This is a genomic window from Streptomyces sp. NPDC107654 (genome assembly GCF_055639035.1).
Window position 1 is genome coordinate 34380 of the sequence record NZ_JBVKBI010000025.1, and the last position, 15583, is coordinate 49962.

A 15583-nucleotide genomic window follows, 5' to 3' on the forward strand; every position below is an offset into this window, starting at 1 on the left:
CGAACCTCCGACCGAGCCGCCCCACTGATCCCGACTGATTCCGACCGCAACCCGACTGGCCAGGAGGTCGCATGAGCTTCGATGAGTTCGACTACGTCGTGGTCGGCGGCGGCACCGCGGGCAACGTCGTGGCCGCACGGCTCTCCGAGGACCCCTCGGTGACGGTGTGCGTGCTGGAGGCGGGCCCCAGCGACGTCGGCGACGAGGACGTCCTGAAGCTGGAGCGCTGGATGGGGCTCCTGGAGTCCGGCTACGACTGGGACTACCCGGTCGAGCCGCAGGCCAGCGGCAACAGCTTCATGCGGCACGCGCGCGCGAAGGTGCTGGGCGGCTGTTCGTCGCACAACTCCTGTATCGCCTTCTGGGCGCCTGCGGAGGACCTGGACGACTGGGCGGCCCAGGGCTGCACGGGCTGGAGCGCGGCCGACCTGTTCCCGCTCTTCCGGCGGCTGGAGAACAACGACGCACCCGGCGACCACCACGGTCGCACCGGCCCGGTGAGACTGCGCACGCTGAAAGGCGGGGACCCGTGCGGCGCCGCCCTGCTGGAGGCGTGTGCGCAGGCCGGCATACCGACGGTCCCGTTCAACACCGGGAGGACGGTGGTGCGCGGGGCCAACTGGTTCCAGATCAACTCCGACGAGAACAACATCCGTCAGTCCTCGTCCGTGGCCTATCTCCACCCGGTCCTGGGCAGACGCCCCAATCTCGACGTGCGGACCGGGGTGCGGGCCAAGAAGCTGGTGCTGGAGGGGCGGCGGTGCGTGGGGGCCCGGTACCTGGACCCCGGCCTGGTGCACACGCGCACGGTACGGGCCCGCCGCGAGGTGATCGTCTCGTGCGGCTCGATCGACTCGCCGAAGCTGCTGATGCTCTCCGGCATCGGCCCGGCCGGGCACCTGCGCGAGGTCGGCGTCGAGGTGCTGGTGGACTCCCCCGGCGTCGGCGAGAACCTCCAGGACCATCCCGAGGGCGTGATCATGTGGGAGGCCCGGCAGCCGATGACCACCACGTCCAGCCAGTGGTGGGAGGCGGGCGTCTTCTACGACACCGAGCCCGGACTGGACCGGCCCGACCTGATGTTCCACTACGGCTCGGTGCCGTTCGACATGAACACCGCACGCTGGGGCTATCCGACCTCGGAGAACGCCTTCTGCCTGACCCCCAACGTGACGAAGGCGAAGTCGCGCGGCACGGTACGGCTGCGGACGCGGGACCACCGGGACAAGCCGAGGGTGGACCCGCGGTACTTCACGCACGAGCACGATGTGCGGGTGATGACGTACGGGCTGAGGCTGGCCCGCCGGATCGCCGCCCGGCCGGCGCTGAGCGGCTGGGCCGGCGCCGAGCTGGCGCCGGGCGCGGACGTGCGGACGGACGACGAGTTGCTGGACTACGTCCACAAGACGCACAACACCGTCTACCACCCGTCCTGCACCGTGAAGATGGGCGCCGACGACGACCCCTCGGCCCCGCTCGACGCACGGCTGCGGGTCAAGGGGGTCGAGGGGCTGCGGGTCGCCGACGGTTCGGTGATGCCGGAGCTGATCGCGGTCAACCCGTGCATCACGACGATGGTGATCGGGGAGAAGTGTGCGGACCTCCTGAAGGAGGACGCCTGAACCGGCCGAGGACGCGGGGGACCGCGCGGCCGGCGGACGGCCCGCGGTCCCCCACGGCCCCGGTCCTACGAGGCGCTCGGCGCCGGCTTCTTGAACATCCGCGTCGCCGTGATCTCGCTGTGCACCGCCTCTCCGGCCTGGGGAGGCTGGGGCAGCCCCGGCCGGAGGTGTTCCTCCACGCTGATGTACTTCAGGCCCGCCCTGAGGTCGGCGTCGTTGCGCAGGCGGATGACCAGCGGGAACTCGGCGAGGGCGGTGGTGTCGAACAGACCGGTGGTGTACAGCAGCTGGACGCCCAGCGCGTCGGAGACGGCCCGCTGGAGCTCCAGCAGGTAGGTGGCGTTCGCACGGCCGATCGGGTTGTCCAGGAACAGGGTGCCGGCGTGCCGGTGCTTGTCCCGCCCCCGGTCGTTGGAGCGCAGCGCGGCCATCGTGCAGTACAGGGCGATGGCCGCGGTGAGCAGCTGGCCGCCCGAGAACACGTCGCCCATCTGGCCGACGGGGACGCGCTCGGCACGCAGTACGGCGTCGGGCTTGAGGATCTCGACGGCCACGCCCTTCGGCTGGAGGGCCGCCGCGACGCCCCGCAGCAACAGCGACATGCCGTCACGGCGCAGGTCGGAGTTCTTCTTGACGGCCGCGCGCGTGGCCTCGTCGATGACCTCGCCCAGGCGTTCGGTGAGCGTGGCCTGGTCGGGCTCCTCGAAGCGGATGCGCAGGAACTCCTGCCCGGACCATTCGCCGAGCCCCTCGGGCAGCCGGGACAGCCGCTGGGCGGACCGCAGCGTCGCGAGGGCCGACTCCACGAGACCGCGCAGCCGGTCCACGATCGAGTCGCGGTTGCGTTCCAGCTGGGCCAGCTCGTCGGTCAGGACGCGCAGCCGGGGCGCGAACGCGTCCGCCCACTTCTGGGCGTGCTCGGGCAGCGCGGAGGCGGGCAGTTCGCGGATCTGCTGCCGGGCCGGGGTGCGCACCTGCTCGTAGCGCGTGGAGTTGGCGTGCCGGACCAGGACGTCGCTCGCCTCGCGGACGGCGGTCTCGGCGGCGGACAGGTCGGCGGCGCAGCCCCGCAGCGAGCGGCGGGCCTCGGCGGCGGAGTGCCGGGCCTCCTCCAGGGTGCCCGGGTACGGCTCCGGCTCCTCCTGCTCCTCCTCGGCGGTGTGTTCGCGCAGCAGGTCGCGGAGCATCGCCGCGATCTCGTCGAAGCCGCCGGCCGCGTCCTCGGCGGCGCGGTGGGCGTCCAGCAGTTCCGCGTGCGCCTCGCGGGCCTCGGCCAGCGCCTCGGTGCGGGCGGCCAGTTCGGCCGTGGCGGTACGCAGCAGCGACTGGGCGTGCTCGGCGTCGCGCGGGACGAGTTCCTCGGGCAGCTCGGTGTGCGCCTCGCCGTCCTCCGGCGCGTGCCGTTCGGCCTCGCCGCGCAGTCGGCCGAGTTGCTCGCTCGCGGTCGACATCCGGGTCTCCAGCAGCTGTACCAGCTCCTCCGCGCGCGCGGCGGCGGCCTGGCGGGAGGGCCCGTCGGAGCCGTCGGGCGACTGGAGCAGCTGCTCGGCGCGGGTGCGGACCTTGTTGCTGAGCCGGTCCAGTTCGGCGCGGGCGGCGCTCTCGTCGCTCTCCGCGCGGGCCTGCTCGGCGCGCAGGTCGGCGCCGACGCCGACCTTCTCGTACACCTGGGAGGCGGCCCGGTAGGCCTCGCGGAGCGCGGGCAGGGAGGCGTTGGGAGCGTCCTCGTCGGCGTCGGGTACGTCGTCGGGGGCGCCGGCGATCTCGGAGCGCTCGGCGCGCAGGGCGCGCGCGGTGCGGCGGGCGTCGTCGGCGGCGCGCTGGGCGGCGCGGCGGTCCTCGTCGGCGGCGCGGGCGCGCTCCAGGCAGGTCTGGGCGCGGGCCTCGGACTCCGCTGCCTCGTCGGCGAGTTCGCGGAGTTTCGCCTGCCAGCCGGCGCGCTCGCGGAGCCGGAAGGCCAGGCCGGCGAGGGCGTCGGCGGCGCGCCGGGCCTTCTGCGCGGTCTCCTGCCGTTCGTCGCGCATCCGCACGGCCTCGGCGGCGGTCTCCTCGGCCTCCGCGCGCGCGGTGCGTGCCTCGGCGAGCTCGGCCTCTGCCTCCTCGGCGAAGGTGCGGGCCTCCTCGGCGGCCCGGGCCAGCTCCGTGAGGCGCCCGGCGGGGCAGCCGGTGCGCCAGGAGGCGAGCCGTGCGGCCAGTTCGCGGTCCTTGCCGAGACGGGCGGCGAGGGCGCGGATCTCGTCGTCGCGCTCGGTGGCCCGGGCGCGCAGGGCCTGGCGTTCCTCGTCGGCCGCGTGCTCGTCGTGCATGGCCGGGTTCGGCGGCACGAGGAAGACGTCGCCCGGGGCGGCGTCGTCGGCGGGGGCCGGGGCGAGCAGGGCGGCCGCCGTACCGACGGCGACGGCGGAACGGGGCAGCAGGGCGGCGTCGCCGAGCGCCTCGCGGGCACGCGCGTGCGTGTCGGGGTCGGTGATGATCACACCGTCGACCAGTTCGGGGCGGGCGGCGAGCACGCGCGCGTGGTCGGCGGGGTCGACGGCCTGCGCGAGGTAGCGCCAGCCGGGCAGTGCCGGGATGCCGTGCTCGCCGAGGAACTCGACGGTGGCGAGCACGTCGGGGCCGGGCGGCAGCAGGCCGCCGTCACCGAGGGCGCCGAGGATGCGGGCGTCGTCGGCGGCGGCCGTGCGCAGGTCGAACAGGTGCCGTTCGGCGGTCGAGACGGCGTCGTCGAGGAGTTCGCGCAACTCGTCGGCGAAGCGGTCGAGCTCCTCCGGGCTGAGCGTTCCCTCACCGACGGCGCGGCGGGCCGGGACGGCGTCGTCCGCTCCGTTGCGGGGGCCGGGCACGGCCGCGCGTGCCGCCACCGGCGCGCCCGGCAGGCTCAGCAGCTCCGCGAGCCGCTCCTCGGCGGCCAGCGACTCGGCGAGGCGGCGCTCGGCCTCGTGGGCCCGAACGGCGGCGGTCGCCGCGTCCGAGGCGCGGGCCGCGGTCAGTTCCGCGCGGGACTCGGCGGAGGCCGCCTCGCGCGCGTGCTCGGTGGCCTTGCGGGCGGCCTCGCGGGCCGCGTCCCAGGCGGCGACGGCGGTCTTCTCGGCGTCGCTGGCGGCGAGCGCGGCCCGCGCCGGGTCGGCGTCCGGGGCGCTGTCGTCCAGCCAGCCCGCGCGGACGGCCTCGGCGGTCTCCTGCTCGACCTCGGTGAGCCGCTGGCGCAGGTGCCCGGCCTCGCTGCGGGCACGCTGGGCCTCGGTGGCGGCGGCGGTGGAGTCGCGGTAGGCGGAGTCGCTGACCTCCTGGAGGGCGGCGGACCGCTCCTCCTCCTCGTTGGCGAGGGACTCGGCGCTCTCGGCGGCGGCGTGCAGGGCCCGTACGAGGTCGACGGCGGCCCTGGCGCGGGCGGCGAGGGCGGGGGCCGCGTCCCGTTCGGCCTCCTGGATGGCGGCGGACACGCGCGCGACGCGGTCGGCGGCGGCGCGGTGGCGCAGCACGACCTCGGCGGCCTGCCAGGCGGAGTGCAGGGTGCGGGCGTCGGCCAGCTCGCGCTTCTGCGCGGCGGCGGACTTCTCGGCGGCGGCCAGCGCCAGCGAGGCGTGCCGGTAGGCGAGTTCGGCGGCGATCAGGGCGCTGCGTTCGCGGGCGCCCTCGGAGTGGGTGACGGCGTACGCGGCGGCGGTGACCCGCTGGGCGAGGTCGGCGGCCCGGATCCGCTCCCGTACGGCCCGCGCGGACAGCCGCCGGGCCAGCGTGCGGGTGCGGCGCTCGGCGCCCGTGTGGATGTCACGCGCGCGTGCGCGTGCCTCGGCGGCCTCCACGATGCGGCCGAGCAGGTCGACGGAGCCGGCGGTGAAGTCCCGTTCGGCGATCAGCTCGGCGCGCCGGCCGAGCTTGTTGCCGAAGCCGCTGACGAGGTCGGCGAGGCCGTCGGTGTCGCGGGTGTCGGTGACCGCGCGCAGCAGCAGGTCGGTGAAGTCGGAGTCCTTCTTGACCGCGAAGAGACCGGCGGCCTCGCCTTCGTCGGCGTTCATCTCGCGCTGGTAGCGGAAGAGTTCGGGGTCGAGGCCGAGGTCGCCCAGGTGCTCGATCCAGCGGTCGTGGATCTCCTCCCAGTGCACCGCCAGGTGCGGGTAGGTTTTGCCGGCCTCCATGAGGGCGTCGCGGAAGCCCTTCATGGTGCGGCGGCGGCCCTGGGCGCCGGAGGTGCCCTCGGCGGACGGCCGTACGGCGGTGGACTCGGCGACGGGCAGGCTGTCCAGGCTGAGGCCGGGGCCGGGCCGGAAAGAGTACCAGGCCTCGGCGAACTTGCGCGGGTCGTTGGAGACCTGCCGCCCGCGCCACTCGCTGACCTTGCCGACGACCACGCACTCGCCGGTCAGCACGTGCTGCCACTCCAGGGCCACATGGCCGCAGTCGTCTGCGAGCAGGAACTTGCGGAGCACGCCGGAGCTGGCGCCGCCGAGGGTGTTGCGGTGGCCCGGCAGCATCACCGAGAAGATCAGCTTGAGCAGGACGGACTTGCCGCCGCCGTTCTCCAGGAACAGCACGCCCGCGGGCGCGGGCCGGCGCGGCGGGCCGGACGGCTCCTCCTCGAAGAACTCCGCCTGCGTGGGCGCCGGGTCGGGCACGGGCTCGCCGACGCCCCGCAGGTCCAGCACGGTGTCGGCGTAGCGCGCACCGGCGGGACCGATGGAGTAGAGGCGGACCCGGGACAGCTCGTACATGGCGGACTCTCGTAAGTCTGGTGAAAGGTGCGGTGGTTCGGGGTCTCTGGAGCTGCGGGAGCTTCAGGGGGCGTCAGGAGTGGAACGGCAGCCCGGCGTCGGCCACCAGGTCCAGGTCGTCGCTGTCCTCGGCCGGCAGCAGCGTGGCCGTGCCGTCGGTGACCGGGACGACGCCCAGCTCCAGCAGTTCGGCCAGGGCGGCGCTGCCGGCCATGTCGCGGACCTGGAGCTGGTAGCGGGCTGTGGTGCGGTAGGTGCCGCCGCTGTCGTCGCCGGTGCGCTGCAGGAAGCCCGAATCGGTGAGGAAGGCCAGGGCCTTGGCCACGATGCCGGTGGTGGAGGCGGCCGGGCGGCGGGCGTCCTTGGTGGCGCCGGTGGCGCTCCGTCTGGCCCAGATCCGCCAGGCGGCCTCCAGGCCGGGTGCGCCGGTCGCCGGGTCGGTGTTCTCGCCCTGTTCCTCGGCACGCTCCTCCAGACGGCGGCAGGCCTGCCGTACGAAGGCGTCGACGCCGTTGACGGTGACCCGGCCGATGTAGGAGTCGTCGGACAGGTCCTCGGGGCGGGGGAACGCCAGTGCGGCGACCGCGAGATGGGCGAGTCCGTGGAGGAAGCGGTCGCCGGAGTCGGCGGCGGTGCGACGCGCGTAGTCGCCCATGCGGACGGCGAAGACGGAGTCCTCGGCGGCGGTCACGGCCATGCCCGCGCGCGGGGACACCTCCAGTACGACGAGGCCCAGGCCGGCCGCGACGGCGTCCGCGAGCCGGGCGAACGCCGGGTCCTCGCGGTAGCGGCGCAGCAGTTCGGTGTACTCCTGGTCGCGCGCGGGCGCCAGCTTGGGCTGGAGCCCGAAGGCGACGAGCCGCGCCGCGTCGGCGGCGTCGGCGGGGGTGACGGCGGAGCCCGCCGGCGCGGCGGCAGGCTCGGGTTCACTCCGGTCGACGTGCTCGGTCACGGGTTCGGCTCCTTGTCGTGCTGTTGTCCGCTCATGCTGCTCATGCCGCTCATGCCGCTCATGCCGCTCATGCCGCTTCCGTCCGGTCCGCGGCCATCCCGGCCGCGTCCAGCAGGGCGGTTCCCACGATCAGGTCCGCCCCGCCGAACTCGGGATCGTCCAGTTCGGTCCCGTCGTCCACGGCGAACAGCAGCTTCTCCTCGCCCTGCCGGTAGGCGGTGCCGACGGCCGGGCTGGCCGCGTGGACCGCCAGCAGCGCGACCAGGTACGCCAGGTCCGGGTCACCGGTCCGGCGGGCCTCGGCGAGCAGCCCGGAGAGCCGGCGCGGGGCGTCGGCCGGCAGGTCCAGCAGTTCCGTCGCGGCGGCCAGCTGCTCCTCGCTGAACCGGCTGTCGTCCGGCGTCGCGATCAGGTCGGGTTCGGGCATCTCCGCGCCCAGGTGCTCCCGTTCCACGGGCGGGGTCAGCAGTATGTCGACCAGGTCGGCGACCCGGACGGACACCGGTGTGCGCAGTCCGGTGCCGCGGGCGAAGAACGCGTCCGTGACCCGGATCGCCTGCTCCAGGGGCAGCGGGAGCACGGGGGCGACGAGATGGCCATAGAGGTCTATGCCGGACGTGGCCGCCGGTGCGGCGAAGGCCTGCCGGTCCTGTTCGGCGCGGAACAGCGGGCCGGCCTCCAGCAGGCGCGACTGGAGCTGGGTGTGGCGCCGGATGCAGTCCTTGACGATGTCGACCAGTTCGGCGGCGCGGCGCTTGTGCTCGGGCTCCTCGGTCTCGTCGCGGGCCTTGCGGATGTTGGTGAGGATGGCGTTCTCGTGGCGGTAGCGCTCGGCCACGTGGTCCAGGGCCTCGGCGATCATGTCGGGCACGGAGTTGAGCCAGTCGACCGCGCGGACGTTGCGCCGGGTGGCCTCCAGGGCGCGGCGGAGCGTCTCGGAGTACTGCACCGTGCGGTAGCGGGCCTGCTCGGCGGCGAGCTGGGCGTCGGCGAGGCGGCCGCGGTTGATCAGCACCTCCAGCTTGACCTCGGCGGCGATTTGGGCGCTGGTGACGTCGGTGTCGAGGGCGCCGACCAGGACGTTGACCGCCTCGTCCGTGGTGCGCAGGTAGACCGTGCCGCCGGGGCCCGGGACCTCCTCGATCAGCTTGAAGTCGTAGTCCCGGCGGACGTACGTGCCGTCCGGCGCGAAGGTGCCGTACACCGCGCGGAAGCCGCGGTCGACGCTGCCGACGTTGATCAGGTTCTCCAGGACCCAGCGGGCCACGCGCTCGTGCTCGGCGGCGGGCCGGTGCGGGGCCTGGGCGGCGATGCGCGGGATCATCCGGGCGACGATCTGCTCGTGGTCGGCGCCGGTGTCGAAATCCATGTTCAGCGTGACCAGGTCGATGGCGGCCAGCGCCACCTCGGCCATCCCGTACAGCGAGTACTCGCCGGCCAGGTTGGCCTTGCGCGCGTCCAGGTCGTGCAGCGGCGCGGTGCAGGCGAGCGCGCGCAGCCGACGCGCCAGCCCCTCGTCGGCGGCCGGACCCGGAGCCGGGCGCGGCCCCGCGCTGAGCTGGGGCGGAACACGGTCCGTCGATGCAGGCGAAGTCACGGTGCACAGACTAGGTCCTGGGTCTGACATCGTCCCAAACGACTCAGAAGCGACGGCGGTCACAGACGCTCGAGAGACGGCCGTCACAGCGGTCGGAGGGGGGCCGCAGCGGGCCGCCGCGGCGGCAGGACAAGCGGCAGCGGCGGCCGTCGACGCAGCGCGCAGACGGAGCGGCCGCCGCAGTGGCTCAGGTGGAGGAGCGGCCGCCGCGGCGGCTCAGGAGGAGCCGGCCGGTTCCTCGCCCACCCGCCGCCGGTAGACCTCGACCACCCGCGCCAGGGAGTCCGCGAGGTAGGTCTCCAGCATCCGTTCCGCGCCGCGCCGGTTGCCGCCCTGCAGTTCCCGCAGGATCCGGGCGTTGCGGGTGAGGTACGGCTCGTGCAGGCGGCGCGGGTCGTCCACGACGTGGAAGGCCAGGCGCAGCTCGGCGAAGACGCTGCGCATCAGTTCGTCCGTGCGCTCGCTGCCGGCGAGCGAGACCAGTTCCCGGTGGAAGTGGATGTTGGCCGTGCCCAGCCCTTTCCAGTCGTTCTCCGCGGCCGCCGTCCGCCCTTCCTCGACCGCCGCGACCAGTCCGCCCAGCCGGTACGGCGGTGCGCCCAGGCCGCGCACGACGGCGCACTCGACGAGGGAGCGTGTGCGGTAGATGTCCTCCACGTCCTCGATGGTCAGGACCCGCACGAACACACCGCGGTTGAGTTCGTGGACCAGCAGACGCTCGTGGGTGAGCAGCCGGAACGCCTCGCGCAGGGTGTTGCGGGAGACGCCGAGCGCCCCGCCGATGCCGTCCTCCGACAACCGGGTGCCGGGCGGGAAGTAGCCCTCGGCGATGCGGCTCCTGAGGATGTCCGAAACCCGTTCCGCCGTGCTGGTACGACCCAGGAGGGCCCGGTCGCCGGCCAGTCCCGTCAGCTGCTCTGCCATGCCCGGAATTCAATCGCAGACACCGGGACGAAACAACGCGGGTATTGAAGGATCGTTGAACGATCCTCTACGGTGCTCCGCACGGCTCACTTCCCAGCACCCTCCGTCCCCCTCCTGCGAGGTGCCCATGAGCACGACTCCACCGCCCCGCTCCGCCCCCTCCGCCGGCGCACGCCCGGCACTGGCCGAACGCGGCGCCGAGGACGGCGCGTTCGGCTGGCTGCACGCCCTCGGCCCGCGCGGCCGGCGCGCGTTCGCCGGCGCTTTCGGCGGGTACGCCCTGGATTCCTACGACTACTTCACCCTGCCCCTGAGCATGGTGGCGCTCTCGGCCTACTTCGGCCTCGACAGCGGCCAGACCGGCCTGTTCACCACCGTCACGCTGGTGGTGTCGGCGGTCGGCGGCGCGGTGGCGGGCGTGGTCGCGGACCGGGTGGGCCGGGTCCGGGCCCTGATGATCACGGTGATCACGTACGCCGTCTTCACCGTGGCCTGCGGTTTCGCGCCCACCTACGAGACGCTCCTGGTTTTCCGCGCCCTCCAGGGCCTCGGCTTCGGCGGCGAGTGGGCGGTCGGCGCGATCCTGGTCGCCGAATACGCGAGCGCGCGCCACCGCGGCCGTACGCTCGGCGCGGTCCAGAGCTCCTGGGCGGTCGGCTGGGGACTGGCGGCGATCGTCTACACGCTGGTCTTCTCCTTCGCCGGCGACGACCTGGCCTGGCGGGTGATGTTCTGGACCGGCGCGCTGCCGGCGCTGCTCGTGGTGTGGCTGCGCCGCCGGGTGCACGACGCTCCCACGGCGACGGCGGCCCGCGAACAGGACCCGGCGCGCGGCTCGTTCGCGGCGATCTTCCGGCCGGGCCGGGACGGCGCCCCGGGGCTGCTGCGCACGACGGTCTTCGCGGGCCTGCTGTCCACCGGCGTGCAGGGCGGCTACTACACGCTGGCGACCTGGGTTCCGACGTACCTGAAGTCCGAGCGCGGTCTGTCGGTCGTCGGCACCGGCGGCTATCTGGCCTTCCTGATCTCCGGCGCCTTCCTCGGCTACCTGACCGGCGGCCACCTGACCGACCGGCTCGGCCGGCGCAACAACATCTGGCTGTTCGCCCTGCTGTCGGCGCTGTGCATCCTGGCGTACGCGAACATCCCGCACGGCGCCGACACCCTGCTGCTGGTGCTCGGCTTCCCGCTCGGTTTCTGCATGTCGGCCATCTTCAGCGGCTTCGGCTCCTACCTGAGCGAGCTGTACCCGACGGCGGTGCGCGGCACCGGCCAGGGCTTCACGTACAACACGGGCCGCGCGGTGGGCGCGGTGTTCCCGACCCTCGTGGGCTTCCTGGCGGACAGCTGGGGCGTCGGCGGCGCGCTGGTCTTCGGCGCGGTCGGCTACGGCCTCGCGGCGCTGGCGCTGCTCGGGCTGCCGGAGACGCGCGGGAAGGAGCTGGCATGACGCGGGTGCGCCGTACCGAGGACCGTCCCGTCACCACGGTCCACGCGCACGCGTGGAGCCCGGCAACCGCGCGGGCCCGCTCCCGCGAGGGGGCGGCCGGACCGGCCGCCGGAGTCGCTGCGGGACACACCCGGGCCAACCTGATCGCGGTACCCGCCGACCGGGCCTGCGACATGCTGCCGTTGTGCCGGCGCAACAGACCCCGCCCCGTGCCGGACGTCACGGACGCGGTTCCCCGGCGACCGTCCTCGCCGAGGGCGCCGTTCTGCGGACCGCCCTGCCCCGCCACCGGGTGTGGCAGGACGGTGAGCTGGTGGACGAGCCCGCGGACGCGCGCGCGTACCGGCGCGACGACCTGGTGGTGTTCCTCCTCGGATGCAGCGTCACCTTCGAGTGGGCGCCGGCCCGTGCGGGGGTGCCGATCCGGCACGTCGAGGAGGGCCGGAACGTGCCGATGTACCTGACCGGCCGGGAGTGCCGGGCGGCGGGCCGGCTGCGCGGGCCGATGGCGGTGTCCGTGCGGCCGCTGCCGCCGGAGCACCTGCGGACGGCGATCCGGCTGAGCGGCGTGCTGCCGGCCGGGCACGGCGGTCCGGTGCGCTGCGGGGACCGGGCGGCCCTCGGCGTCGAGGACCTCGCCCCGCCCGACTCCTGCGACGCGCTGACCGTCACCGACGGCGAGATCCCGGTGTTCCGGGCGCGCGGGGCGGCCCCGCAGGCGGCCGTGACGGCCTCCCGCCGTTCGCGATCACGCACGCGGGCCGGATGTTCCCGACCGACGCCCGCGACGAGCAGTACCGGCTGGCCGGCGCCGGCTGAGGTCCGACACCGGAACGCGAGCACGTCGTACCGGAAGGCACGCGCGAGGAAGCCGCACGAGAACGGAGAGACGAGAACACCATGACCGCGATCGATCTGAACGCCGATCTCGGCGAGGGCTTCGGCCGCTGGCGGCTGACCGACGACGAACAACTGCTGTCCGTCGTCACCAGTGCCAACGTGGCCTGCGGCTTCCACGCCGGGGACGCGGCCACCATGCGCCGGGTGTGCGAACGGGCGGCCGAGCGCGGGGTGACGATCGGCGCGCAGGTCTCCTACCGGGACCTGGCGGGTTTCGGGCGGCGCGCGATGGACGTGCCGCCCGCCGAGCTGGCGGCCGAGGTGGCCTACCAGATCGGCGCCCTGGAGGTCTTCGCCCGGGCCGCCGGGGCGCGCGTGGCCTACGTCAAACCGCACGGCGCGCTCTACAACCGGGTCGTGCACGACGAGGAGCAGGCCCGCGCGGTGATCGACGGCGTACGGCTGGCGGACGCCTCGCTGCCGGTGCTGGGCCTGCCCGGCTCACGCCTGCTGGCGCTGGCCGCCGAGGCGGGCCTGCCGGCCGTCACCGAGGCCTTCGCGGACCGCGCGTACACCGACGAGGGCACGCTGGTGCCGCGCGACCGGGACGGCGCCGTCGTGACCGACCCGGACGCCGTCGTGGAGCGCTCCGTGGGCCTCGCGCGCTCCGGTGAGGTGATCGCGCACTCCGGCGCGCGGATCCGGGTGCGTGCCCGGTCGTTGTGCCTGCACGGCGACACGCCGGGCGCGGTCGGCCTGGCCCGTCGGGTGCGCGAGCGGCTCGTGGCGGCCGGTGTGCGGGTGGAGGCGTTCGCGTGAGGGCGCTTCCCGTCGGTGACGACGCGCTGCTCGTCGAGGTGGCCACCGGGGAGGAGGCGCAGGCCCTGCACGCGGAGCTGCTGCGGCGCCGCGCGCAGGGTGACCTGACGGCCCGTGAGATCGTCCCGGCGGCCCGTACGGTCCTGCTCGACGGGCTGGCCGACCCGGCCCGGTGGGCCACGGAGCTGACCACCGCACGGGTGCCGACGCCGCCCTCACCCGCGCGCGAGCTGGTCGAACTGCCCGTACGGTACGACGGCCCGGACCTCGCGGCGGTCGCCGGGCGCTGGGGGGTGACCGAACGGGAGGCCGTCCGGATCCACGCCGGCACCGAGTTCACGGTGGCCTTCTGCGGTTTCGCACCCGGCTTCGGCTATCTCACCGGGCTCCCGGACCGCTGCCACGTCCCGCGCCGCGCCACCCCGCGCACGTCCGTCCCCGCCGGTGCGGTGGCCCTGGCCGGGCCGTACACGGGCGTGTACCCGCGCTCCTCACCGGGCGGCTGGCAGCTGATCGGTACGACGGACGCGGTGCTGTGGGACCACACGCGTGTGCCGGCCGCGCTGCTGGCGCCGGGGACGCGCGTCCGGTTCGTCCCGGTGGAGGGCGCATGAGGGCCTCCCGCGCGCGCGTGGGCGCCGTAGCGGCCGGGAGCGCGGTGGCCGGGGTGGGCACATGACCGATCGTGCGCTCCTCGTGGTGCGCGCCGGGGCGCTGACCACCGTGCAGGACCGCGGGCGGCCGGGGTACGCGCACCTCGGCGTGCCCCGGTCGGGCGCGCTGGACGCGCCCGCTGCCGCGCTGGTGAACCGGCTCGTCGGCAATCCGCCGGACGCCGCCGTGCTGGAGACCACGCTCAACGGCTGTGCGCTGCGCCCGCGTTCGACGGTGACCGTCGCGGTCGCGGGTGCGCCGTGCCCGGTGTCGGTGGGCGGCCGGCCGGTCGCGTGGGGCGCGCCGGTCGTGGTGCGGGCGGGCGAACTGCTGGAGGTGGGTGCGGCGACGGCCGGTGTACGCAGCTACCTGGCGGTCGGCGGCGGCGTCGCCGTCGAGCCGGTCCTCGGCAGCCGCGCCACCGACCTGCTGTCCGGCCTGGGTCCTGCCCCGCTGACGAACGGCACGGTGCTGCCGCTGGGCGCTCCGGCCGGTCCTCCCGCCCGCGTGGACTGCGCGCCGCAGCCGCGTCCGCCGGCCGAGCTCGTGCTCCGGGTGGTCCCGGGGCCGCGCGACGACTGGTTCACGGCGCGGGCGGTGCGGGACCTCGCCACGCGCGCGTACCGGGTGTCCGCGGCGAGCAACCGCATCGGGCTGCGCACCGAGGGGCCCGCGCTGGAGCGGGCCCGGCCCGGTGAACTGCCCAGCGAGGGCATGGTCCTCGGCGCGGTGCAGGTCCCGCCGGACGGGCGACCGGTGGTCTTCCTCGCGGACCATCCGACCACCGGCGGCTACCCGGTGATCGCGGTGGTCCGCGCCGCCGACCTGCCGGCCGCCGCACAGGCACTCCCGGGCACCCCCGTCCGTTTCGTACCGGTACGGCGCCGCTGAGCCTCGCCGACCGGGACCGCCTTGGCGAGGCCCACGGCCTCGCCGGCGACGTCGTCGGCCGTGCCGCCCCCGGCCGCACCCACTGCCTCGAAGGCCGGGACGGCTCCGGCGCCACCCACCGCGGGCCCGGCGGGAGCCAACGCCTCGACGGCCGGTGGGGCCCTGGCACCGCCCACCGCGCCCCCACCACGTTCCAGCACCTCACCGACCGGGACGGCCCTGGCACCGCCCACCGCGTCCCCAGCGGGACACAGCGCCTCAACGGCCGGCAGGGCCCCGGCACCGCCCACCGCGCCCCCGGCAGGACCCGGCACCTCAACGGCCGCCGCAGCCCTGGGTCGCGCAGGGCGGGGTGGCGTTCCATCAGGTCGACGCCCAGGGGGGCGCGTACGACGTTGCGCGCGCCGATGCGGACGAACTCGCGCTCGGCGAACTCGGTCGTGCACACCACCCGCGCGTAGACGTGCGCGGTGCGGGTGTTGAGGGAGTCGGCGGCGCGCCGGGCGAGCGGCTCGGGCAGGCCCCAGGTGCGCAGTACGCCGTCAGCGGTCTCGTGGGAGACCATCAGGCGGGCACGCGCGCGCGTCGGGCCCAGCGGCCGGTCCAGCGCAGGGTGGTCCGGTCGGAGACCTCCAGCCGGTCCGGGGCCAGCTCCTCCAGCAGGGCGGCCACGCGCCGCTTGTCGGTGAGGACGCGGTAGCCGCCGGTGCCGGGCAGCGGCGGGCCGGGCGGGGTGATGACCCGGCCCTGCTCGGTGTCCCGGTCGGTGTGCCGTTCGCCCGGCACGATGAGGACCGGGTCGTGACCCGCGGCCCGGAAGCCCTTGCCGAGTTCCCGCAGGGCGGTGCGCAGGCCGCCGGAGGCGGGGGCGACGAAGTTGGCGAGGCGGACGATGCGCAGGGACTGCCCGGTCATGCAGCCACCACCGTCTTCCGGGCCGCGAGGACGTCGTCGCAGTGACCGAGGAGCTGGTCGCCCACGGCGGCCCAGGTGCGGTCCTCGACGGTCGCGCGGGCGGCGGCGCCGTACGCGGCCCGCCGCGCGGGATCGGCGGCCAGGGCGCGGACGGCCTCCTGGACGGCCGTGGCGTCGTACGGCGGGACCAGCAGGCCGGTGCGGCCG

9 protein-coding genes and 2 pseudogenes are annotated in these 15583 nt (G+C 75.1%); 6 read left to right on the plus strand and 5 right to left on the minus strand.

Features of this window, described 5'->3' with window-relative positions:
- Positions 1 to 71: 71 nt before the first annotated feature.
- Complete coding sequence (locus tag ACZ7N4_RS31980) at positions 72 to 1622, plus strand: GMC family oxidoreductase (RefSeq protein ID WP_471365331.1); 1551 nt, start codon at positions 72 to 74, stop codon at positions 1620 to 1622.
- A gap of 65 nt (positions 1623 to 1687) precedes the next feature.
- On the opposite strand, the gene ACZ7N4_RS31985 is transcribed toward ACZ7N4_RS31980, so the two are convergent.
- The 4 genes from ACZ7N4_RS31985 to ACZ7N4_RS32000 form a co-directional block, all read right to left on the minus strand.
- On the minus strand, positions 1688 to 6334 hold the full coding sequence (locus ACZ7N4_RS31985; protein ID WP_471365335.1) for a hypothetical protein: 4647 nt from the start codon (positions 6332 to 6334) through the stop codon (positions 1688 to 1690).
- A 73-nt stretch (positions 6335 to 6407) separates the two neighbouring features.
- Positions 6408 to 7286 (minus strand): hypothetical protein, encoded by an 879-nt coding sequence (locus ACZ7N4_RS31990; protein ID WP_471365338.1) that lies wholly within the window; start codon positions 7284 to 7286, stop codon positions 6408 to 6410.
- Positions 7287 to 7353: 67 nt separating this feature from the next.
- On the minus strand, positions 7354 to 8883 hold the full coding sequence (locus tag ACZ7N4_RS31995) for a hypothetical protein (protein WP_471365341.1): 1530 nt from the start codon (positions 8881 to 8883) through the stop codon (positions 7354 to 7356).
- Positions 8884 to 9099: 216 nt separating this feature from the next.
- Positions 9100 to 9807, minus strand: a complete 708-nt coding sequence (locus ACZ7N4_RS32000) for a GntR family transcriptional regulator (RefSeq protein WP_471365346.1) — start codon at positions 9805 to 9807, stop codon at positions 9100 to 9102.
- Between the two features lie 127 nt (positions 9808 to 9934).
- Between ACZ7N4_RS32000 and ACZ7N4_RS32005 the strand changes: the two genes are divergently transcribed.
- The 5 genes and pseudogenes from ACZ7N4_RS32005 to ACZ7N4_RS32025 all read left to right on the plus strand — a co-directional run bounded on the left by ACZ7N4_RS32005 (position 9935) and on the right by ACZ7N4_RS32025 (position 14461).
- Complete coding sequence (locus ACZ7N4_RS32005) at positions 9935 to 11257, plus strand: MFS transporter (RefSeq protein WP_471365351.1); 1323 nt, start codon at positions 9935 to 9937, stop codon at positions 11255 to 11257.
- Positions 11254 to 12076: pseudogene (locus tag ACZ7N4_RS32010) on the plus strand (D-glutamate cyclase family protein). Before ACZ7N4_RS32005 ends, ACZ7N4_RS32010 begins: the two are co-directional and overlap by 4 nt.
- A gap of 81 nt (positions 12077 to 12157) precedes the next feature.
- Positions 12158 to 12916 carry a LamB/YcsF family protein gene (locus tag ACZ7N4_RS32015; protein ID WP_471365354.1) on the plus strand — a complete coding sequence of 253 codons (759 nt, stop codon included), beginning with the start codon at positions 12158 to 12160 and terminating at the stop codon, positions 12914 to 12916.
- Positions 12913 to 13530, plus strand: a complete 618-nt coding sequence (locus tag ACZ7N4_RS32020) for a 5-oxoprolinase subunit B family protein (protein ID WP_471365358.1) — start codon at positions 12913 to 12915, stop codon at positions 13528 to 13530. The genes ACZ7N4_RS32015 and ACZ7N4_RS32020 overlap by 4 nt, the downstream gene beginning before the upstream one ends.
- A 61-nt stretch (positions 13531 to 13591) precedes the next feature.
- Complete coding sequence (locus ACZ7N4_RS32025; RefSeq protein ID WP_471365361.1) at positions 13592 to 14461, plus strand: 5-oxoprolinase subunit C family protein; 870 nt, start codon at positions 13592 to 13594, stop codon at positions 14459 to 14461.
- A gap of 325 nt (positions 14462 to 14786) precedes the next feature.
- On the opposite strand, the pseudogene ACZ7N4_RS32030 reads toward ACZ7N4_RS32025, so the two are convergent.
- A pseudogene (locus ACZ7N4_RS32030) lies at positions 14787 to 15376 on the minus strand (glycosyltransferase); the annotation flags it as partial.
- Positions 15377 to 15583: the final 207 nt, after the last annotated feature.